This is a genomic window from Novosphingobium lentum NBRC 107847, assembly GCF_001590965.1.
In the GTDB taxonomy this organism is placed as follows: domain Bacteria; phylum Pseudomonadota; class Alphaproteobacteria; order Sphingomonadales; family Sphingomonadaceae; genus Novosphingobium; species Novosphingobium lentum.
Map to the genome: position 1 here is coordinate 16,703 of NZ_BCTW01000007.1, position 16,004 is coordinate 32,706.

13 protein-coding genes are annotated in these 16,004 nt (G+C 64.0%); 6 read left to right on the top strand and 7 right to left on the bottom strand.

All coding sequences use genetic code 11. The annotated features are described in order from the left end of the window. Positions 1-137 precede the first annotated feature (137 nt). Positions 138-1,556: a hypothetical protein gene (locus NL2_RS07465; protein WP_036523891.1), complete on the top strand. Its 1,419-nt coding sequence runs from the start codon at positions 138-140 to the stop codon at positions 1,554-1,556. Then, positions 1,553-2,302, top strand: coding sequence for an alanine--tRNA ligase-related protein (locus NL2_RS07470; protein WP_051586713.1), 750 nt, complete (start codon positions 1,553-1,555; stop codon positions 2,300-2,302). The genes NL2_RS07465 and NL2_RS07470 overlap by 4 nt, the downstream gene beginning before the upstream one ends. A gap of 245 nt (positions 2,303-2,547) precedes the next feature. Here the strand turns inward: NL2_RS07470 and mobA are convergent, their stop codons facing one another. The 7 genes from mobA to gorA form a co-directional block, all read right to left on the bottom strand. Next, positions 2,548-2,805: a molybdenum cofactor guanylyltransferase gene (gene mobA / locus NL2_RS21770; protein WP_081798910.1), complete on the bottom strand. Its 258-nt coding sequence runs from the start codon at positions 2,803-2,805 to the stop codon at positions 2,548-2,550. Continuing rightward, positions 2,802-3,587: a formate dehydrogenase accessory sulfurtransferase FdhD gene (locus NL2_RS07475; protein ID WP_036523893.1), complete on the bottom strand. Its 786-nt coding sequence runs from the start codon at positions 3,585-3,587 to the stop codon at positions 2,802-2,804. Before NL2_RS07475 ends, mobA begins: the two co-directional genes overlap by 4 nt. Further along, positions 3,584-3,829, bottom strand: a complete 246-nt coding sequence (locus tag NL2_RS07480) for a formate dehydrogenase subunit delta (RefSeq protein WP_036523895.1) — start codon at positions 3,827-3,829, stop codon at positions 3,584-3,586. Before NL2_RS07480 ends, NL2_RS07475 begins: the two co-directional genes overlap by 4 nt. Further along, positions 3,830-6,676, bottom strand: coding sequence for a formate dehydrogenase subunit alpha (gene fdhF, locus NL2_RS07485; protein WP_036524106.1), 2,847 nt, complete (start codon positions 6,674-6,676; stop codon positions 3,830-3,832). It abuts the gene before it with no gap. A gap of 4 nt (positions 6,677-6,680) precedes the next feature. Continuing rightward, positions 6,681-8,255 carry a formate dehydrogenase beta subunit gene (locus NL2_RS07490; RefSeq protein ID WP_036523897.1) on the bottom strand — a complete coding sequence of 525 codons (1,575 nt, stop codon included), beginning with the start codon at positions 8,253-8,255 and terminating at the stop codon, positions 6,681-6,683. Continuing rightward, positions 8,252-8,719, bottom strand: coding sequence for an NAD(P)H-dependent oxidoreductase subunit E (locus NL2_RS07495; protein ID WP_036523900.1), 468 nt, complete (start codon positions 8,717-8,719; stop codon positions 8,252-8,254). Before NL2_RS07495 ends, NL2_RS07490 begins: the two co-directional genes overlap by 4 nt. 420 nt (positions 8,720-9,139) lie before the next feature. Next, positions 9,140-10,483: a glutathione-disulfide reductase gene (gorA, locus tag NL2_RS07500; protein ID WP_036523903.1), complete on the bottom strand. Its 1,344-nt coding sequence runs from the start codon at positions 10,481-10,483 to the stop codon at positions 9,140-9,142. A gap of 494 nt (positions 10,484-10,977) precedes the next feature. On the opposite strand from gorA, the gene NL2_RS07505 reads away from it, so the two are divergent. The 4 genes from NL2_RS07505 to NL2_RS07520 all read left to right on the top strand — a co-directional run bounded on the left by NL2_RS07505 (position 10,978) and on the right by NL2_RS07520 (position 15,853). After that, complete coding sequence (locus tag NL2_RS07505; RefSeq protein WP_036523906.1) at positions 10,978-12,351, top strand: aminomethyltransferase family protein; 1,374 nt, start codon at positions 10,978-10,980, stop codon at positions 12,349-12,351. 62 nt (positions 12,352-12,413) lie between these two features. Then, positions 12,414-13,277: a methylenetetrahydrofolate reductase gene (locus NL2_RS07510; protein WP_068073523.1), complete on the top strand. Its 864-nt coding sequence runs from the start codon at positions 12,414-12,416 to the stop codon at positions 13,275-13,277. 277 nt (positions 13,278-13,554) lie between these two features. Then, positions 13,555-14,622: a glutathione S-transferase family protein gene (locus NL2_RS07515; protein ID WP_084355975.1), complete on the top strand. Its 1,068-nt coding sequence runs from the start codon at positions 13,555-13,557 to the stop codon at positions 14,620-14,622. 16 nt (positions 14,623-14,638) lie between these two features. Beyond that, a complete protein-coding gene (locus tag NL2_RS07520) occupies positions 14,639-15,853 on the top strand; it encodes an IS256-like element ISSpma2 family transposase (protein WP_006954973.1) in 1,215 nt (404 codons plus the stop codon). Positions 15,854-16,004: the final 151 nt, after the last annotated feature.

Consider the following 16,004-nt stretch of genomic DNA (forward strand, 5'->3'; position numbering starts at 1 on the left):
GCCCTGTTGGCCCGGATCGAGAACGTGCCGATTGCCTTAAAGAGTCTGAATTTTGAGCGGGGGAAGTAAAATTCGTAATCTAACGTAATCGACCCGGAGGCATGCCTCCAGTCGGCGCATGCAACGGAGGAAGAGCCATGGGAAAGCAGCGTAAAAAGGTGGCAGCGCGCAGGGCCAAGGAGCCCGGCACCGTTCAGGTCGGCCTGACGCCAGTCAGCCGTCCGGGTGACCGGCGCGACCGCCGCGGTCGCGGGGTCCCGCATCGGAACCCGGGCCAGTTCGACTCGCCGCCGCATCGTCCCGCCGGCGCCGCCGCGCTCGCCCGTCCCGCTCGCCCGCTGGCCCCTGCGGTCGCCGAGCCGCGCTTGCTAGACGCTTCGCCGCTCATCCTGCCGCCGCGGATCGGGACGATCGACGAACACTTCCTGCGGACCGAACTCCCTGCGCTCAACAATGCCGTCAGCGATGGCGCACTCGCCGTCGCTGACTTCGCCAACGTGTTGCAGGGCCACCTGGCCATGGCAGACCTCGAAGCGCTGCTCCGGATCGCCGATCGGTTCTCGCCGATGGCGGCATTGTATATACTGGGCGCGCTCGGCACGATCGCTTCTTCGGCGGTCCGGCACGTCCGCGTTGCGACCGGCGACAATGAAAGCAACGCAGGCCTGGAATTGGTCCCCGGACTCGAAAATGCCCTGGTGCGCTTTGGCACGGTCGCGAACCGCGCCCCCCGCGACAATCACGATACCACTTGGGGGCTCGATTTCCCGATGACCTTCACCGCAACCGAGGGCGAAATGCGCTTTGGCCGGGCCGTACGCGAAGCGAACCGCCTGCTCGGCGTCAGCAACGCTTTGCTGATGCCGGTGCGGACTGGTGAGGTTGATTTCGTCGAAGCCGTCGATCGGTTCGTCGAGGCGACCGGGCACGTCAAAGCCTATACCCTCATCCAGTCGGACTTGGCCTTCAACGCATTCTCCGATGATTTTTTCGCGATGCGAAAATTTCTCGGTGCCTATGTGGTAGCGGGCAAACGGCTCGAAGGGCCTAATGCGACCTATACCGGCGGCTGGTGCAGCTTCGAGCTTTCGGTCGGTCTGCTCGATGATTTCCGGACCACGGCCATGCACCGCACCAAGTTCATGTCGGCCGAAGATCGGCGGCATATCGAAACGTCGTGCATGCTGCCGACCATCGCCGAGATCGCTTCGATGCATCTGGGCGTCACTGAGCCTAGCCTCGAAACGCTCGACGTCGAGATGCTCGGGAAGCGTCTGGCCGCTACCGAGCCCGGGATGCGCCATGCCATCGTCGCTGCGCGCGGCTTGATGAAAGCCAACGCCCAACTGGCGGCGACCCATGTCGGCGCAATCAAGAAGAACTTGGTCATGCCGGCCAGCGCGATGACCGACGCCGAGCGCGCCCACCTCGGCGTCTCGCCCGACGGCGGCGTCAGCGGGACGCCGCTCCAAGTGACGTTCGATCAGCGCACCCGGCGCCTGCTTCACCCGCTGGTGCGGATGGCGGTCGCCGGCGTGAAAGAGGACACCAAATGAGCAGGCTGCTGTATCTCGAAGATGCCGCGCACTGGCGGTGCGAAGCGCGTCTGACCGCGGTGATCGAGACCGCAGAGGGCGTCGCGATCGAGTTGGACACTTCGCCCTTCTATCCGCGCGGCGGCGGGCAACCATCGGATACCGGCACCATGGTCGGACCGGGCGGGCGAATGACGGTCCGGCAGGTAAGCCGGACCGCAGAAGGAACGGTTGTCCATGAAGGTCAGCTGCTCGCGGGCAGCCTAATCGTCGGCGAGACTGTCATGGCGACGATCGACCGCGATGCCCGGTTGCGTAATGCGCGGCTGCATACGGCGGGAGAGGTGATCTGCGCGGCGGCAGCCGAACTCGGTCGGCGCTGGCCGGTCACCGCGGCCTCGCACATTCCGGGCCAGTCCCGCGTCGCCTTCCAGACCGATCTTGGCGTGAAAGAAGTGCCGGCGTTCATCGCCAGCCTCAAGTCCGGGTTTGCCGCGATTGTCGCGCGCGACGAGCCGGTCGAGACGATGAACGACGTTGCCCCCGACGAAGCGCGGCGATTATGTGCGCTCGATGCCGCTGTGATCGATGGCAAGCACGGCCCGTTGCGCCTGGTGTCGCCGGTGCGCGGATTCTATCGGCCATGCATGGGCGCCCACCTCCAGCGCACCGGCGAAATCGGTGAGATTGTTTTCCGCAAAACCCGGCTCCGGGATGGCGAGCTTTCCATCAGCTATGCGCTCGGCGAAGGCACCGACAGCAGCTAGCTGCGGCAGTCCGCGCCGCCTTCCCGCACCGTCGCGACGCGGGCCGCAACTTCGTTGTTGTCCGCGCGGGTCGCTTCCCGGAAATCGCGTTAAGTTTGCGGGCATGGCAGTAATCGTCGTTGCGTCGACCTCCTCCAAAATGCTCGCGAAGTCCGACGAGGAAATCGCTGCGCGGTCCTTCGAGTTTTATCCGGGTCTTTCAAGCGAATGGATCGAGCGAGCGAGGTGGTCCGCCACGGATAGGGCTAGCCCTCTCGCCCGGCGAGATACAACGCGCCCGCAATGCCGCCGAGCGGCCCGATCCCTGGCCACGGACGATCGGCCACGCTTCGGCAGAGGGGATGCGACCGGCCGGCGATGAGAAGCGTGTCGCAATGGGGCCGAAGCAGGTCGATCGCCCTGTCGACAAGTTTGCGCCCTTCAAAGAGTTCTTCCGCCTTGTCGCGCCCACAGCGAAGGGAACGCCCGCCGGCGAGCACGACTCCCGCAATTCGCCGACTCATGGCGTAAGGGCCAGGAGGGCGTCGGGCCGCACCAGAACTCTGAGCGCAAGGCCCGCCGCGACGGCGCGCTTCACGGCAAGGTGGGTCGGGGCGGAGATCGTCGCGAGCATCGGACAGTCGGCGAGCACGGCTTTTTCGACGAGTTCATAGGAACAGCGCGAAGAGAGGAGTGCGAAGCCGCCATCCCATGTCACATCGGCGCGTCGCATCGCACCGATCAGTTTGTCAAAGGCGTTGTGCCTTCCGACATCCTCCCGCACCAGCCGGACAGCCCCGGCGGCATCGACGAGAGCCGCGGCGTGCACGGCGCCGGTTCGCGCGTTGAGCGCCTGGTGCGCGTGCAGTTCGCTGGCGGCACGAAAGACGGCCACATCGTCGGCACGGCACTGCCGGGTGACCGCCGGTAGGGGGCGGATCGCCTGCTCGATATTCTCTATCCCACAAAGCCCGCAGGACGAGTCGGAGGCGCGATGCCGTACACGATCGAGCAGGGCGTGCGTACGCTCAGATGGCAGGTTTGCGCGCGCAACAATGCCGTCGGCCGTTCGGTGCAGCGCCACGGGAACAACCGGATCGCCGGAGGTCTGCAGCCTTTCCGCCAGCAGGAAGCCACCAACCAAGTCCTCGATATCCGCCGGGGTGCCCATCAGCACGGCATAACCGATCCCGTTGAATTCAAGCGCGATCGGCACTTCCTCGGCGAGTTCGCGCTCGATCGGATGAGAAGATCCTTCGGGCGAGTTTCGCTGGAAGCGACGCCTTCTCGTCGTTTCATCGGTCAAGCCGCCGCGACCCGCTCGATAGCCGCGCTGGCGATCGCCGAAAATGTTTCGGGACGCGAATGCGCAAGTTCGACGATGCGCCGCCGCATCGCCGGGTCCCAGAAGCTGCGGATATGGTCGGCGACCATCTCGATCGACCGCTCGGTCCCTTCGGACGCCAGGTTACGCGCGATCTGGTTCGCCATGTAAATGAGCCGGTCGCCTGTCGACATCACGCCGTCTTCATCATGCGCTATCGCCATCTATTCGGCCGCTTCGACGGGAACAATGCGTCGGCTCCGCCGCGCATGGTCGGCATAATCTTCCTGCCAGTCCGACGGGCCGTTCGACAAGCCGACCTGCACCGCGGTCACCTTATATTCGGGGCAATTGGTCGCCCAGTCCGAATAGTCTGTGGTGATGACGTTCGCCTGCGTGTCGGGGTGGTGGAAGGTCGTGTAGACGACGCCCGGCGCGACGCGTTCGGTGATCAGCGCACGCAGCGTCGTCTCGCCGGCGCGGCTGCGGAGGCTCACCCAGTCGCCGTCCTTGATCCCGCGGTTCTCGGCATCGGTCGGGTGGATCTCCAGCCGATCCTCGGGATGCCACGCGGTGTTGGCGGTGCGCCGCGTCTGCGCGCCGACGTTGTAATGGCTGAGGATGCGGCCCGTGGTAAGCAGCAGCGGGAAGCGCGGCCCGGTCTTCTCGTCGGTCGGGACATAGTCGGTGACGACGAACTTGCCCTTGCCGCGCACGAAACCGTCGATGTGCATCGTCGGCGTACCGTCCGGCGCCGCATCGTTCGCGGGCCATTGCAGCGAGCCTTCGGCGTCGAGCCGGTCGTAATGCACACCCGCGAATGTCGGGGTGAGCGCCGCGATCTCGTCCATGATCTCCGACGGGTGCGCATAGCTCCACCCAAGACCCATCGCATTGGCGACCAACTGGACGATTTCCCAGTCTGCATGGCCGTTGAGAGGCGCCATCACCCTGCGGACGCGCTGGATGCGGCGCTCGGCATTGGTGAAAGTCCCGTCCTTTTCGAGGAAGGTCGAGCCCGGCAGGAAGACATGCCCGTAGTTCGCGGTTTCATTCAGGAACAGGTCCTGCACGACGACACATTCCATCGCCGCGAGGCCCGCCGCGACATGATGGGTGTTCGGATCGGACTGCAATATATCCTCGCCCTGGATGAACAGCGCCTTGAAGGTACCGTCGGTCGCGGCGTCGAGCATGTTCGGGATGCGCAGCCCCGGTTCATGGTCGAGCGTCACACCCCACGCGCTTTCGAACATTTCGCGTGTCGCGGTGTCGGAGACATGGCGATAGCCCGAAAATTCGTGCGGGAAGCTGCCCATGTCGCACGCGCCTTGAACATTATTCTGTCCGCGCAGCGGGTTCACCCCGACGCCCTCGCGCCCGATATTTCCCGTTGCCATCGCGAGGTTGGCGATCGCCATCACGGTCGAAGATCCCTGGCTATGCTCGGTGACGCCGAGGCCGTAATAGATCGCGGCGTTGCCGCCGGTGGCGTAGAGCCGCGCGGCAGCGCGCAGGTCGGCGGCGGGTACCCCGGTAAGCGGCTCGATCGCCTCGGGCGAGCGCGCGGGTTCCGACACGAAATCGCCCCAGTCCTGAAACTCGTCCCAATCGCAGCGGGTGCGGATGAAGGCGTCGTCGTAGAGCTTTTCGGTCACCACGACGTGCGCCATCGCGGTCAGCACCGCGACGTTGGTGCCGGGGCGAAGCGGCAAATGATGTTCGGCTTCGACGTGAGGAGACTTCACCAGATCTATCTGGCGTGGATCGACCACGATCAGCTTCGCGCCTTGGCGGAGCCGCTTTTTCATCCGGCTGCCGAACACCGGGTGTGCGTCGGTGGGGTTGGCACCGATCACGAGGATGACATCGGCGTGCATTACGCTGTCGAAGTCCTGCGTCCCTGCCGAGGTGCCGAAGGTCGTCTTCAGCCCGTAGCCCGTCGGCGAGTGACAGACGCGCGCGCAGGTATCGACATTGTTGTTGCCGAAGCCTTGCCGGATCAGCTTCTGGACGAGGAAGGTTTCCTCGTTGGTGCAGCGGCTCGACGTGATGCCGCCGACCGCGCGGGTGCCATATTGGGCCTGGATGCGGCGGAACTCGCTCGCGGTATGCGCGATCGCCTCGCCCCAGCTGACCTCGCGCCACGGTTCGGTCACGCTGGCGCGGATCATCGGATTGAGGATGCGGTCCTGATGCTGCGCATAGCCCCAGGCGAAGCGCCCCTTGACGCAGCTGTGGCCGCGGTTCGCCTTTCCGTCCTTCCAAGGCACCATGCGCACCAACTCCTCACCGCGCATCTCGGCGCGGAAGGTGCAGCCGACGCCGCAATAGGCGCAGGTGGTGACGACGGCGCGGTCGGGGGTGCCGGTCTCGACGACCTTCTTCTCGATCAGGCTCGCGGTCGGGCAGGCCTGCACGCAGGCGCCGCACGACACGCATTCGGAGGACAGGAAGGCGTCGTCCTGTGACGCCGCGACCTTCGATCCGAAGCCCATACCTTCGATCGTGAGCGCGAAGGTGCCCTGCACCTCGTCGCACGCGCGCACGCAGCGCGAGCAGACGATGCATTTCGACGGATCGAAATCGAAATAGGGGTTCGACTGGTCCTTCGCCTGGCCCATGTTTGTCGCGCCGTCATAGCCGTAGCGCACGTCGCGGAGGCCCACCGCGCCCGCCTGGTCCTGCAACTCGCAGTCGCCGTTCGCGGCGCAGGTCAGGCAGTCGAGCGGATGGTCGGAGATATAGAGTTCCATCACCCCGCGGCGCAGCTGCTTCAGCCGGCCGGTCTGGGTGCGCACCACCATGCCCTCGGCGATCGGGGTGGTGCACGAGGCGGGATAACCGTTCCGACCTTCGACCTCGACGAGGCAGAGGCGGCATGAGCCGAAACTCTCGATATTGTCGGTCGCGCAGAGTTTCGGAATCGCGGTACCGGTCAGCGACGCGGCACGCATGATGGAGGTGCCCTCGGGCAGCGTGACTTGTTCGCCGTCGATTGTCAGCGTGACGTTGTTGCCCGTCGCGATCGCGGGCGGGGTGCCATGGTCGGTTTCGCGGGTAAAACCCATGTCCTTACTCCGCTGCTTCGAGCGCCGGCGCGGGCGCACCGAAGTCTTCGGGGAAATGATCGAGCGCGCTCAGCACAGGGTAGGGCGTGAAGCCGCCGAGCGCGCAGAGCGACCCAAATTTCATTGTGTCGCAGAGATCGCGAAGAAGCACGGTCTGCGCCTCAAGGCTAACGTCGATCCGGTCGGGCGCGCGCGAATAGAGAGCCTTGCCGAGTGTATCGCCATTGGCAGTGGCGCGTACCGGCTCGATTTCGCGCGCCGCGATGATCCGGTCGACGATCTCGACCCCGCGCGTCGACCCGATCCGGCACGGCGTGCATTTGCCGCAGCTTTCGACTGCGCAGAATTCCATCGCGAAGCGCGCCATATGCGCCATGTCGACGCTGTCGTCGAAAACGGTGATCCCCGCATGGCCGATCAATCCGCCCGCTTGCGTGAACGCCTCATAATCGAACGGCAGGTCAAACATTGACGGCGGGAAGTAGGCGCCGAGCGGCCCGCCGACCTGCACCGCGCGCACCGGGCGGCCGCTCGTGGTGCCGCCGCCGATGTCGTTCACCAGTTCGCCCAATGTGATGCCGAAACCAACCTCGAACAATCCGCCATGCTTTACATTGCCCGCGAGCTGCACCGGCATCGTCCCGCGCGAGCGGCCGAAGCCGACGTTCGCATAAGCATCGGCGCCTTCGGCAAGGATGAAGGGCACGGCGGCTAGGCTCAGCACATTGTTGATGACAGTCGGTTTGCCGAACAGACCGGCGAGGGCAGGCAGCGGCGGCTTGGCACGCACCTGTCCGCGCTTGCCCTCGATGCTGTCGAGCAGCGCGGTTTCCTCGCCGCAGACATAGGCGCCGGCACCAGCGCGGACTTCGAGCGTGAAGGGCGCGATCCGGCCTGCGGACAGCGCGATCGCTTCGCGCATCGTAGCAATCGCGAAAGGATATTCGCTGCGGATATAGATATAGCCGTGGCTTGCCCCGACGGCGTGCGCGGCGATCGCCATGCCCTCGATCAGGCAAAAGGGGTCGCCCTCCATCAGCAAGCGGTCGGCGAAGGTGCCGCTGTCGCCCTCGTCGGCGTTGCACACGATATATTTGGTCCCACCGGGTGCATCGAGCACCGTTTGCCATTTGATCCCGGTCGGAAAGCCCGCGCCGCCGCGCCCGCGCAGCCCGCTCGCCTTCACCGTATCGACGACCGCTTGCGGTTCTGCGGCGTGGGCGATCTCGAGGCCGATCCAGCCGCGATGTGCGGCATAATCGGCGAGGCTCAGCGGATCGACGATCCCGCAGCGGGCAAAGGTGAACCGCTGCTGCGCGGTGAAGAAGGGCAGGGCGGCGATATCGCCCAAGCGGTTCGGATGTGTTCCGCCCAGCACCGCCGCCACATCGCCGGGCGTAACCGGGCCATAACCCACACGGCCGTCGGTGGTCTCGACCTCGACCAGTGGCTCGATCGAGAACAGCCCGCGCGATCCGGTGCGCACGATGTCGCAGCCGGCACCGGCAAAGGCGCGCGCGACATCGTCGGCGCCGAGCGCGACCGAGGCCATGTCGCGGCTGATGAAAACGCGCGTCATGCCGCGACCTCGGCGGCGATACGGTCGAGCGCCGCCATATCGATCCGCGCCACCGGGCGCCCGTCGACCAATGCATTGGGACCGATCGCACACAGGCCAAGGCAATAGACCGGCTCGAGCGTGACCTGTCCGTCGCGGCGCGTCTCGCCCATCGCAACCCCCAGCCGCTCCGTCGCGGCGGCTTCAATCGCCGCGCCGCCGCGCGACTGGCAGCTTTCGGCGCGGCACAGCTTCACGATATGGCGCCCCGCGGGCTGGCGGCGATAGTCATGGTAGAAGGTGAGGACGCCGTGGACGTCGGCGCGGCTGAGATTGAAGGCGCTCGCGATCGCCTCCACCCAGCTGTCGTCGATATGGCCTGCCGCTTCCTGCAAGGCATGAAGGAGAGGCATGAGTAGATCGCGGCGGCGTCCCTCGCGTTCGGTCCACGTCGATATCAGGGCCGTGGCTTCGTCTAGGTCCATGCGCCCTCATCCTGTTCGAACCGCCAAGCTGCGAAACCGGGGTGCCTTCCCGCGTCGCCGTCGGCATCAATGGAGGCGGCTTGTCCGCCGCCGCCCGAAAGCAGGGTTCGTGGAGCCGGGCCGTGCCCTGATAAAGCGGCCGTGTGACAGCGGGCCGGCATTCCCGCAGGGTGTGGGATGATGGCGGAATCAAAGGCGTGCCCCGGGTCGGTGTCGCCTAGCGGGTTGTCGGCGGACTTGGATCGCGCTCCATTCCCGGCCCAGGCGAGACCGGCGATTCCCTGTTCTGTCGGATGCATCGAGCAGGCCATGACGACAACACCGCGGACGAATTTGTCTCCCAGCGACGGCGCCGCGCCGAGCAACCGCCCGAATAGTCCTGGCCCCCTCGTCATGTCGTTCATCATCGCGCTGTCCCGCCTATTTCAACAGCACCAGCTCTTCAGCCATTGACGGATGAAGAGCGACGGTATCGTCGAAATCCTGCTTGGTCAGCCCAGCCTTCACGGCGACCGCGGCAATCTGGAGAAGCTCGGGGGCCTCAGGTCCGATCATGTGGAGACCGACGATCCGGCCCGTCGTCGCGTCGCAGATCATCTTGAACAGCGCCCGTTCGTCGCGGCCGGCGAGGACATTCTTCATCGGCCGAAAGTCGGAGACATGTACGCTGACCGACTCGAGGCCTTCGCGCGCCTCACGCTCGGTCAGTCCGACACCCGCGAGTGGCGGATGGCTGAAAACCGCCGAGGGAACATGGTCATAGTCGACAGTGTTGGGCCGTCCGCCGAACATCGTGTCGGCAAAGGCCTGCCCCTCCCGGATCGCAATTGGGGTTAGCTGGATGCGATTGGTCACATCGCCGATCGCGTAGATGGACGGAATATTCGTTCGTCCCTGCGCATCGACCTTTACCGCGCCCGAATCATCGAGGGCGACCCCGAGGTCGTCGAGTCCGATGCCATCGCTGTTGGGACGGCGCCCGATGGCGAACAGCAATGTATCGCAGGATATCGGTTCGCCGCCATCGTCCAGATGAATGTTGAGTTCGCCTGCGGCGTCCCGCGCAATCTTCTCGAAGCGGGCATTGAACCGAAAATTGATTCCGTTGGCGAGGCTGATCGCGAGCAGCCGATCTCGGATTTGTTCATCAAATCCTGCAAGCAGCCGGTTTGACCGGTTCACGATCGTGACCCGCGATCCGAGCGCGTTGAAGATGCCGGCAAATTCGATCGCGATATAACCGCTGCCGGCGATCACGATATCGCGGGGCAGGGCGTCGATCTCGAATGCCTCATTCGACGTGACGCCGAACTCGGCGCCCTCGACATGCGGCACGACCGGCGTTGCGCCCGTCGCAATCAGGATTGTCGCCGCCGTAATGCGCGTGCCGTCGGCCAGTTCGACCTCGTTCGGGCCGACGATCCGGGCGCGATGGTGATAGGTCGTGGCCCGATTGTTATCGAGTGTCTGCTGGTAAAGGCCGTTCAGGCGATCGACATCGTCGAGGACCGCTTTCTGAAGCGCCTTCCAGTCGAACAGCGCGTCACCGATAGTCCAGCCGAACCGCTTCGCGTTATGCAGGTCCTCGGCAAACTGGGCCCCGTAGAAAAGCATCTTCTTCGGCACGCAGCCACGGATCACGCAGGTGCCCCCGACGCGGAATTCTTCGGCGATCGCGACGCGCGCGCCATGGGCAGCCGAAGCGCGCGCGGCCCGGACGCCGCCCGATCCGGCGCCGATAACAAAAAGATCGAAATCAAACATCTATTCGAGCGCCAATATCGAAGGAGGAGAGCCGTTTTCTTGCCCGGCAATATGACTGCCGTGGCGCTCGCGGCGGCATTTGGAATGCGTTTCTACGAGCGCTCGAAGGCTAGTATCCCGCGGTGGCGAGATAAACGCCGCAAAACGGATTTTACTTATTCGGCTACCGAAGTTGCTGGCGCCTCTTTGTGCGCCGCTGCGGCGCGATGCGCGCCCCGACATGGTTTGGCGCGCCCGGCATCCCGGTGTGGACCGAGGGTTCAGGCAAAGACTCCCGGTTATCGGCCATTTTTTGCGCATTATATCCGAGGCGCGGATTCCGAATATCCATTTCGGGTTCTGTAAACGGCGGCGGGTCCGACCTATCAAGGGGGCACGCGATCGGGACTATCGGCTCTCGATGAAGCAGTCATTAGAAACAAAATAGAGCCCCTCGAAGCCGGGAGGGAACGCTTTACTTAATTTATACTCAAATCCACGTGGAAGGGGATGTCATGAAAAGTGCGTTGATGAAATACGGAAACCTCGAGGCGGCGCTGAAGGCTGTCGGGGGACCGGTACAGTTGCTTCGCAACTCGCAGTCGGGTCCCTATGTCTTTCCGGTCGTCGCCCCGGAATATACCAATTGGCGCGATGAACAGCGTGCCTGGAAGGAAGGCGTCGCGGTCCTCGATCTCTCGTTCCACATGACCGACCTCTATCTGCGCGGTCCAGACGCGCTGAAGGTGCTCCAGAAGGTTGGCCTCACCAAGATGGTGACCTTCCCGGTCAACCGCGGCAAGCAGCTGATCGCCTCGAGCCCCGACGGCTATCTGATCGGCGACGGCATCGTGTTCCACCTCGAACAGGATTACTTCCGCGTCGTCGGCCCGCCGGTAATCTGCGACTGGACGCAGTATCACGCCGAGACCAGCGGTTACGACATCCAGATCGATCGCGACGAGACCATCACCTTCCGCGGCGGCGAGCCGCGCATCTATATCTATCAGGTGCAGGGGCCGCACGCGCTCGAGATGATGAAGGAAGTGACCGAGGGCACTCTGCCCGAGATCAGCTTCTTCGGCATCGGCGATTTCGAGATCCGCGGCAAAAAGGTCCGCGCGCTGCGTCACGGCATGGCCGGAACCGCCGGCTTCGAAATGTTCGGCCCTTGGGAAGATCAGGCCGTGATCATGGACGCGCTCGAGGAGGTCGGCGCGAAATATAATATGCGCAAGATCGGCTCGCTCGCCTATCCGACGACGACGCTCGAAAGCTCGTGGATGCCGCTTCCGGTGCCTGCCATTTATCATGGTGAGGAAACGAAGGCGTTTCGCGAATGGCTGACCATTCCGCACATCGAAGTCCTCGGTTCGGTCGGCGGCAGCCTCGCCTCGACCAATATCGAGGACTATTACATGGATCCGATCGAGGTTGGCTACACGAACCTCATCGATACCAAGCGCGACGATTTCATCGGCTGCGAGGCGCTGAAAGGCCGGATCGCGAACCAGCGTCGCAAGAAGGTCACGTTGGTCTGGAACCATGACGATCTGATGAAGGTGATCCATGACTCGCTGTTCGCCGATCCGCCGGCGCGCTTCGTCAACTTCCCGCTTGCCACTTACTCGACCTTCCATGTCGACGACGTCCAGAAGAACGGCAAGTCCGTCGGCATCGCGCAATATTCGGGCTTCACGGCGAACGCGGGCGAGTTCGTCTCGCTCTCGATCGTCGATCTCGAGCATGCCGAGCCCGGCACCGAACTGACCCTCATCTGGGGCGAGCAGGAAATGCGCCGTCCGACGATCGAGCGCAACACCCTCCGCGAAGTCCGGGTGACGGTCGCGCCGGCGCCTTACTTCGAAAAGGTCATCAAGAAAGACTGATTGCTCTCCCGCCGGTCCCGCGCCGCAGCGCGCGGGACCGGTCCTCCTGAAAAGGCTCCATCATGACACTCGCAGCTCTGCGCCAGTCAGCCCCCGTGCTGGATCTGGTTCGATCCTTCTCGCTCGAAATGACGGCAAAGGACGTCGAGAGTCTCGACGCCGCCGCCGCGCTCATACCCGCCGGCACGCCGATATCGGTGACCTACCTGCCGGGCGAGGAACTCCCGGCGCGCGTCGCCGCCGCCAAGGCGGTCAAGGCGCATGGTTTCGTGCCCGTGCCGCATTTCTCGGCGCGGCGCGTCCTGTCCCGCGGCGACCTGATGACCTTCCTCACCACGTTACGCGACGAGGTCGGGATCGAGCGGGCGTTCGTGATCGCCGGCGACCCGCCAGCGCCGATGGGACCTTATGAGGACGCGCTGGCCGTGATCCGCAGCGGGCTGCTCGACACCGCTGGAATCAAGACAGTGGGGATATCGGGCTATCCCGAGGGCCATCCCGATATCGACAAGGCGAAACTCGCGCAGGCGATGAAGGACAAGCTCGCCGCGCTCGCCGAACAGGGCAAGCAGGCCGAAATCATGACGCAGTTTGCCTTCGACGCCGATGCCATCCTTCTATGGCTCGAACGCATCCGTCAGGATGGCGTGACCACGCCCGTCCGCGTCGGCATTCCCGGGCCAGCCAGCGTGAAGAAGCTCGTCCGCTTCGCGGCGCGCTGCGGCGTCGGCGCCTCGGCCAAGGTCATGATGAAATATGGCACGTCGATCACCAAGCTGCTCAGCCAAGCCGGCCCCGAACAGCTGATCGAAAATCTGGCCGAGCGTCTCGATCCGGCGCTTCACGGCGAGGTCATGCTCCATTTCTATCCGTTCGGCGGGCTTGTCGACACCGCGAACTTCATCAATCGCCATTATTCGAAATAGGGTCGGCCTGTCGCGAAGCGTGCATGCCAGCGAACTTGTCGGCTCAAGTGGGGCGCGTGACGACTATCCGGTTTTTGGATAGCTGCATTCCGTTTCCCGGGCTTGCAACCGCGGTCATGGCGCGCATCTCTCCCTAGTCGCAGTCAGCGATCGCGGCCGGCGGCGGCGCGAGAGACCGGTGGTCTGCCGCCAGCAAATTTCCATAGCCCGCCTTTGGAATATGGCGCGACGCCGCGCCGACGGGACCAACGGTCCGGATAATTGGGAGAAGCGGTTCATGGGCCTGTTAGTCGACGGCATCTGGCACGATCAATGGTATGATACTGCCTCGACCGGCGGACGGTTCGTTCGCAAGGAATCCCAGTTTCGCGAGGGACTGGATGCGCGGTTCGAAGCCGTGGCCGGGCGCTATCATCTCTATGCCGGCTACGCTTGCCCCTGGTCGCACCGGGTCTTGATCATGCGCGCGCTCAAGGGGCTTGAGGAGGCGATCTCGGTCTCGCTGGTCAATGCGCAGATGGCGGAGAATGGCTGGACCTTTCTTCCAGGCGATGGTGTCGTCGCCGACACGGTCAACGGCGCGCGCTTCGTCCACCAGATCTATGCGGCAGCCGATCCGACCTACACGGGGCGCGCGACCATTCCGATCCTGTGGGACAAGCAGGAGAAGCGGATCGTCAACAATGAATCTGCCGAGATTCTGCGCATTCTGGGCCGCGCGTTCGATGATGCAGGGGCGCTCCCGGGCGACTATTATCCCGACGCGTTGCGCGCCGAGATCGACGCGGTGAATGCCGTCGTCTACGAGCAGATCAACAATGCGGTGTACCGGGCGGGTTTTGCCACCAGCCAGCAGGCCTATGAAGAGGCGGTCGTGCCGCTTTTCGGCGCGCTCGACGAGATGGAGATGCGTCTCGATGCGAGCGAGTGGCTCGTTGGCGATCGGATGACCGAAGCCGATATCCGCCTGTTTCCGACGCTCGTTCGCTTCGATGCCGTCTACCATGGTCATTTCAAATGTAATCTTCGCCGGATCGGCGACTACCCGAGCCTGTCGCGCTACACGCGCCGCCTCGCGACCGATCCGCTAATCGGGCCGACGGTGCAGCTCGCCCACATAAAAGCCCATTATTATGGGAGCCACCTGACCGTAAACCCGACGGGCATCATCCCGCTCGGGCCGCTCGATCCGCTCGCCTCGTGCGTTAGCGTCCGCGCTCGTGGTGTAATTTCCGGTGTAGGCGATGGTGTATTCCGGGGTGGGGCATGCCCCACCCCGGAATGCGGCGTCGCTGGTGGCCACCGGGTTCATCGTTATGGTGGAGTTTGCACACTTCAACCGTGACGAAGAGGAGTTCCCGATGACCGAGGACAGATTACTGATCGAAGAGCTGGCTGCAAAGGGCGGCCAACCGGATTTTTTGCGCACCATCGCCGAGAACGTGCTGCAGCTGATCATGGAGGCCGACGTTGATGGCCTGATCGGCGCGGGTCGCCACGAACGCAGCAGCGAGCGCGCGACCTGGCGCAACGGCTATCGCGACCGTTCGCTGGATACCCGGGTAGGCACGCTGAACCTGAAAATCCCCAAGCTGCGTGCTGGGTCCTATTTTCCGGGCTTCCTTGAGCCCCGCAAGATGGTCGAGAAAGCGCTGGTTGCGGTGATCCAGGAAGCGTGGATCGGCGGGGTCAGCACCCGGCGGGTCGATGAACTCGTCCAGGCCATGGGCATGACCGGCATCTCCAAGTCCACCGTCTCCAAGCTTTGCAAGGACATTGACGAGCGCGTCCATGCCTTTCTGAAACGCCCGCTCACCGGCGAATGGCCGTATCTCTGGCTCGATGCCACCTATCTCAAGGTACGCGAAGGCGGGCGGATCATCAGCGTTGCCGCAATAATCGCCATGGCCGTCAACACCGAGGGCCGGCGCGAGATCGTCGGCCTGCATATCGGCCCCTCGGAAGCGGAGGTCTTCTGGTCCGACTTCCTGAAGGACCTTGTTCGGCGCGGTCTTACCGGCGTGAAGCTGGTCATCTCCGATGCTCACGAGGGCCTCAAGGGCGCGATCACCCGCGTCATGGGCGCCACCTGGCAGCGCTGCCGGGTGCACTTCATGCGCAATGCCCTGTCCTATGTGCCCAAGGGCCAGAACACTGTCGTCGCCGCCGCGATCCGCCAGGTCTTCCTGCAGCCCGATCAGAAAAGCGCAACGCAGGTCTGGCGACAGGTCGCCGACCAGTTGCGCACCCGTTGGCCCAAGCTCGGCGCCTGCATGGACGAGGCCGAAACCGACGTGCTCGCCTACACCGGCTTCCCCACCCAGCACCGCACGAAGTTACACTCAACCAATCCGCTCGAGCGGCTCAACAAGGAGGTCAAGCGCCGCGCCGACGTCGTCGGAATCTTCCCGAACGAAGACAGCATCATCCGCCTCGTCGGGGCTGTGCTGATGGAGCAGAACGACGAGTGGCAGCTCCAGCACCGATACATGCAGATCGAAGGCATGGCCGAACTCAACCAACCCATGATCGAGGAGGAAAATCAGCCCCTACACATCACCGCCAAAGCCGCCTGACGATGGCCCACGGCCACAGCCGAAATTACACCACCTTGACGGACGCGACCCCTCGTGCCATTCGGGAACCGGAAAGTGAATATCCGTCCTGTCACGTCGCTGGCTCGCCCCGCCAATGCTAATTCATTTCTCCGCAACGAATAAGGATAGA

Bases quoted from the DNA above. Each gene is read 5' to 3' on its own strand.
- gorA (WP_036523903.1), bottom strand. From the start codon at position 10,483: ATGTTTGATTTCGATCTTTTTGTTATCGGCGCCGGATCGGGCGGCGTC.
- NL2_RS07520 (WP_006954973.1), top strand. From the start codon at position 14,639: ATGACCGAGGACAGATTACTGATCGAAGAGCTGGCTGCAAAGGGCGGC.
- NL2_RS07510 (WP_068073523.1), top strand. From the start codon at position 12,414: ATGACACTCGCAGCTCTGCGCCAGTCAGCCCCCGTGCTGGATCTGGTT.
- mobA (WP_081798910.1), bottom strand. From the start codon at position 2,805: ATGAGTCGGCGAATTGCGGGAGTCGTGCTCGCCGGCGGGCGTTCCCTT.
- NL2_RS07490 (WP_036523897.1), bottom strand. From the start codon at position 8,255: ATGACGCGCGTTTTCATCAGCCGCGACATGGCCTCGGTCGCGCTCGGC.
- NL2_RS07470 (WP_051586713.1), top strand. From the start codon at position 1,553: ATGAGCAGGCTGCTGTATCTCGAAGATGCCGCGCACTGGCGGTGCGAA.
- NL2_RS07515 (WP_084355975.1), top strand. From the start codon at position 13,555: ATGGGCCTGTTAGTCGACGGCATCTGGCACGATCAATGGTATGATACT.
- NL2_RS07465 (WP_036523891.1), top strand. From the start codon at position 138: ATGGGAAAGCAGCGTAAAAAGGTGGCAGCGCGCAGGGCCAAGGAGCCC.
- NL2_RS07495 (WP_036523900.1), bottom strand. From the start codon at position 8,719: ATGGACCTAGACGAAGCCACGGCCCTGATATCGACGTGGACCGAACGC.
- fdhF (WP_036524106.1), bottom strand. From the start codon at position 6,676: ATGGGTTTTACCCGCGAAACCGACCATGGCACCCCGCCCGCGATCGCG.
- NL2_RS07505 (WP_036523906.1), top strand. From the start codon at position 10,978: ATGAAAAGTGCGTTGATGAAATACGGAAACCTCGAGGCGGCGCTGAAG.
- NL2_RS07480 (WP_036523895.1), bottom strand. From the start codon at position 3,829: ATGGCGATAGCGCATGATGAAGACGGCGTGATGTCGACAGGCGACCGG.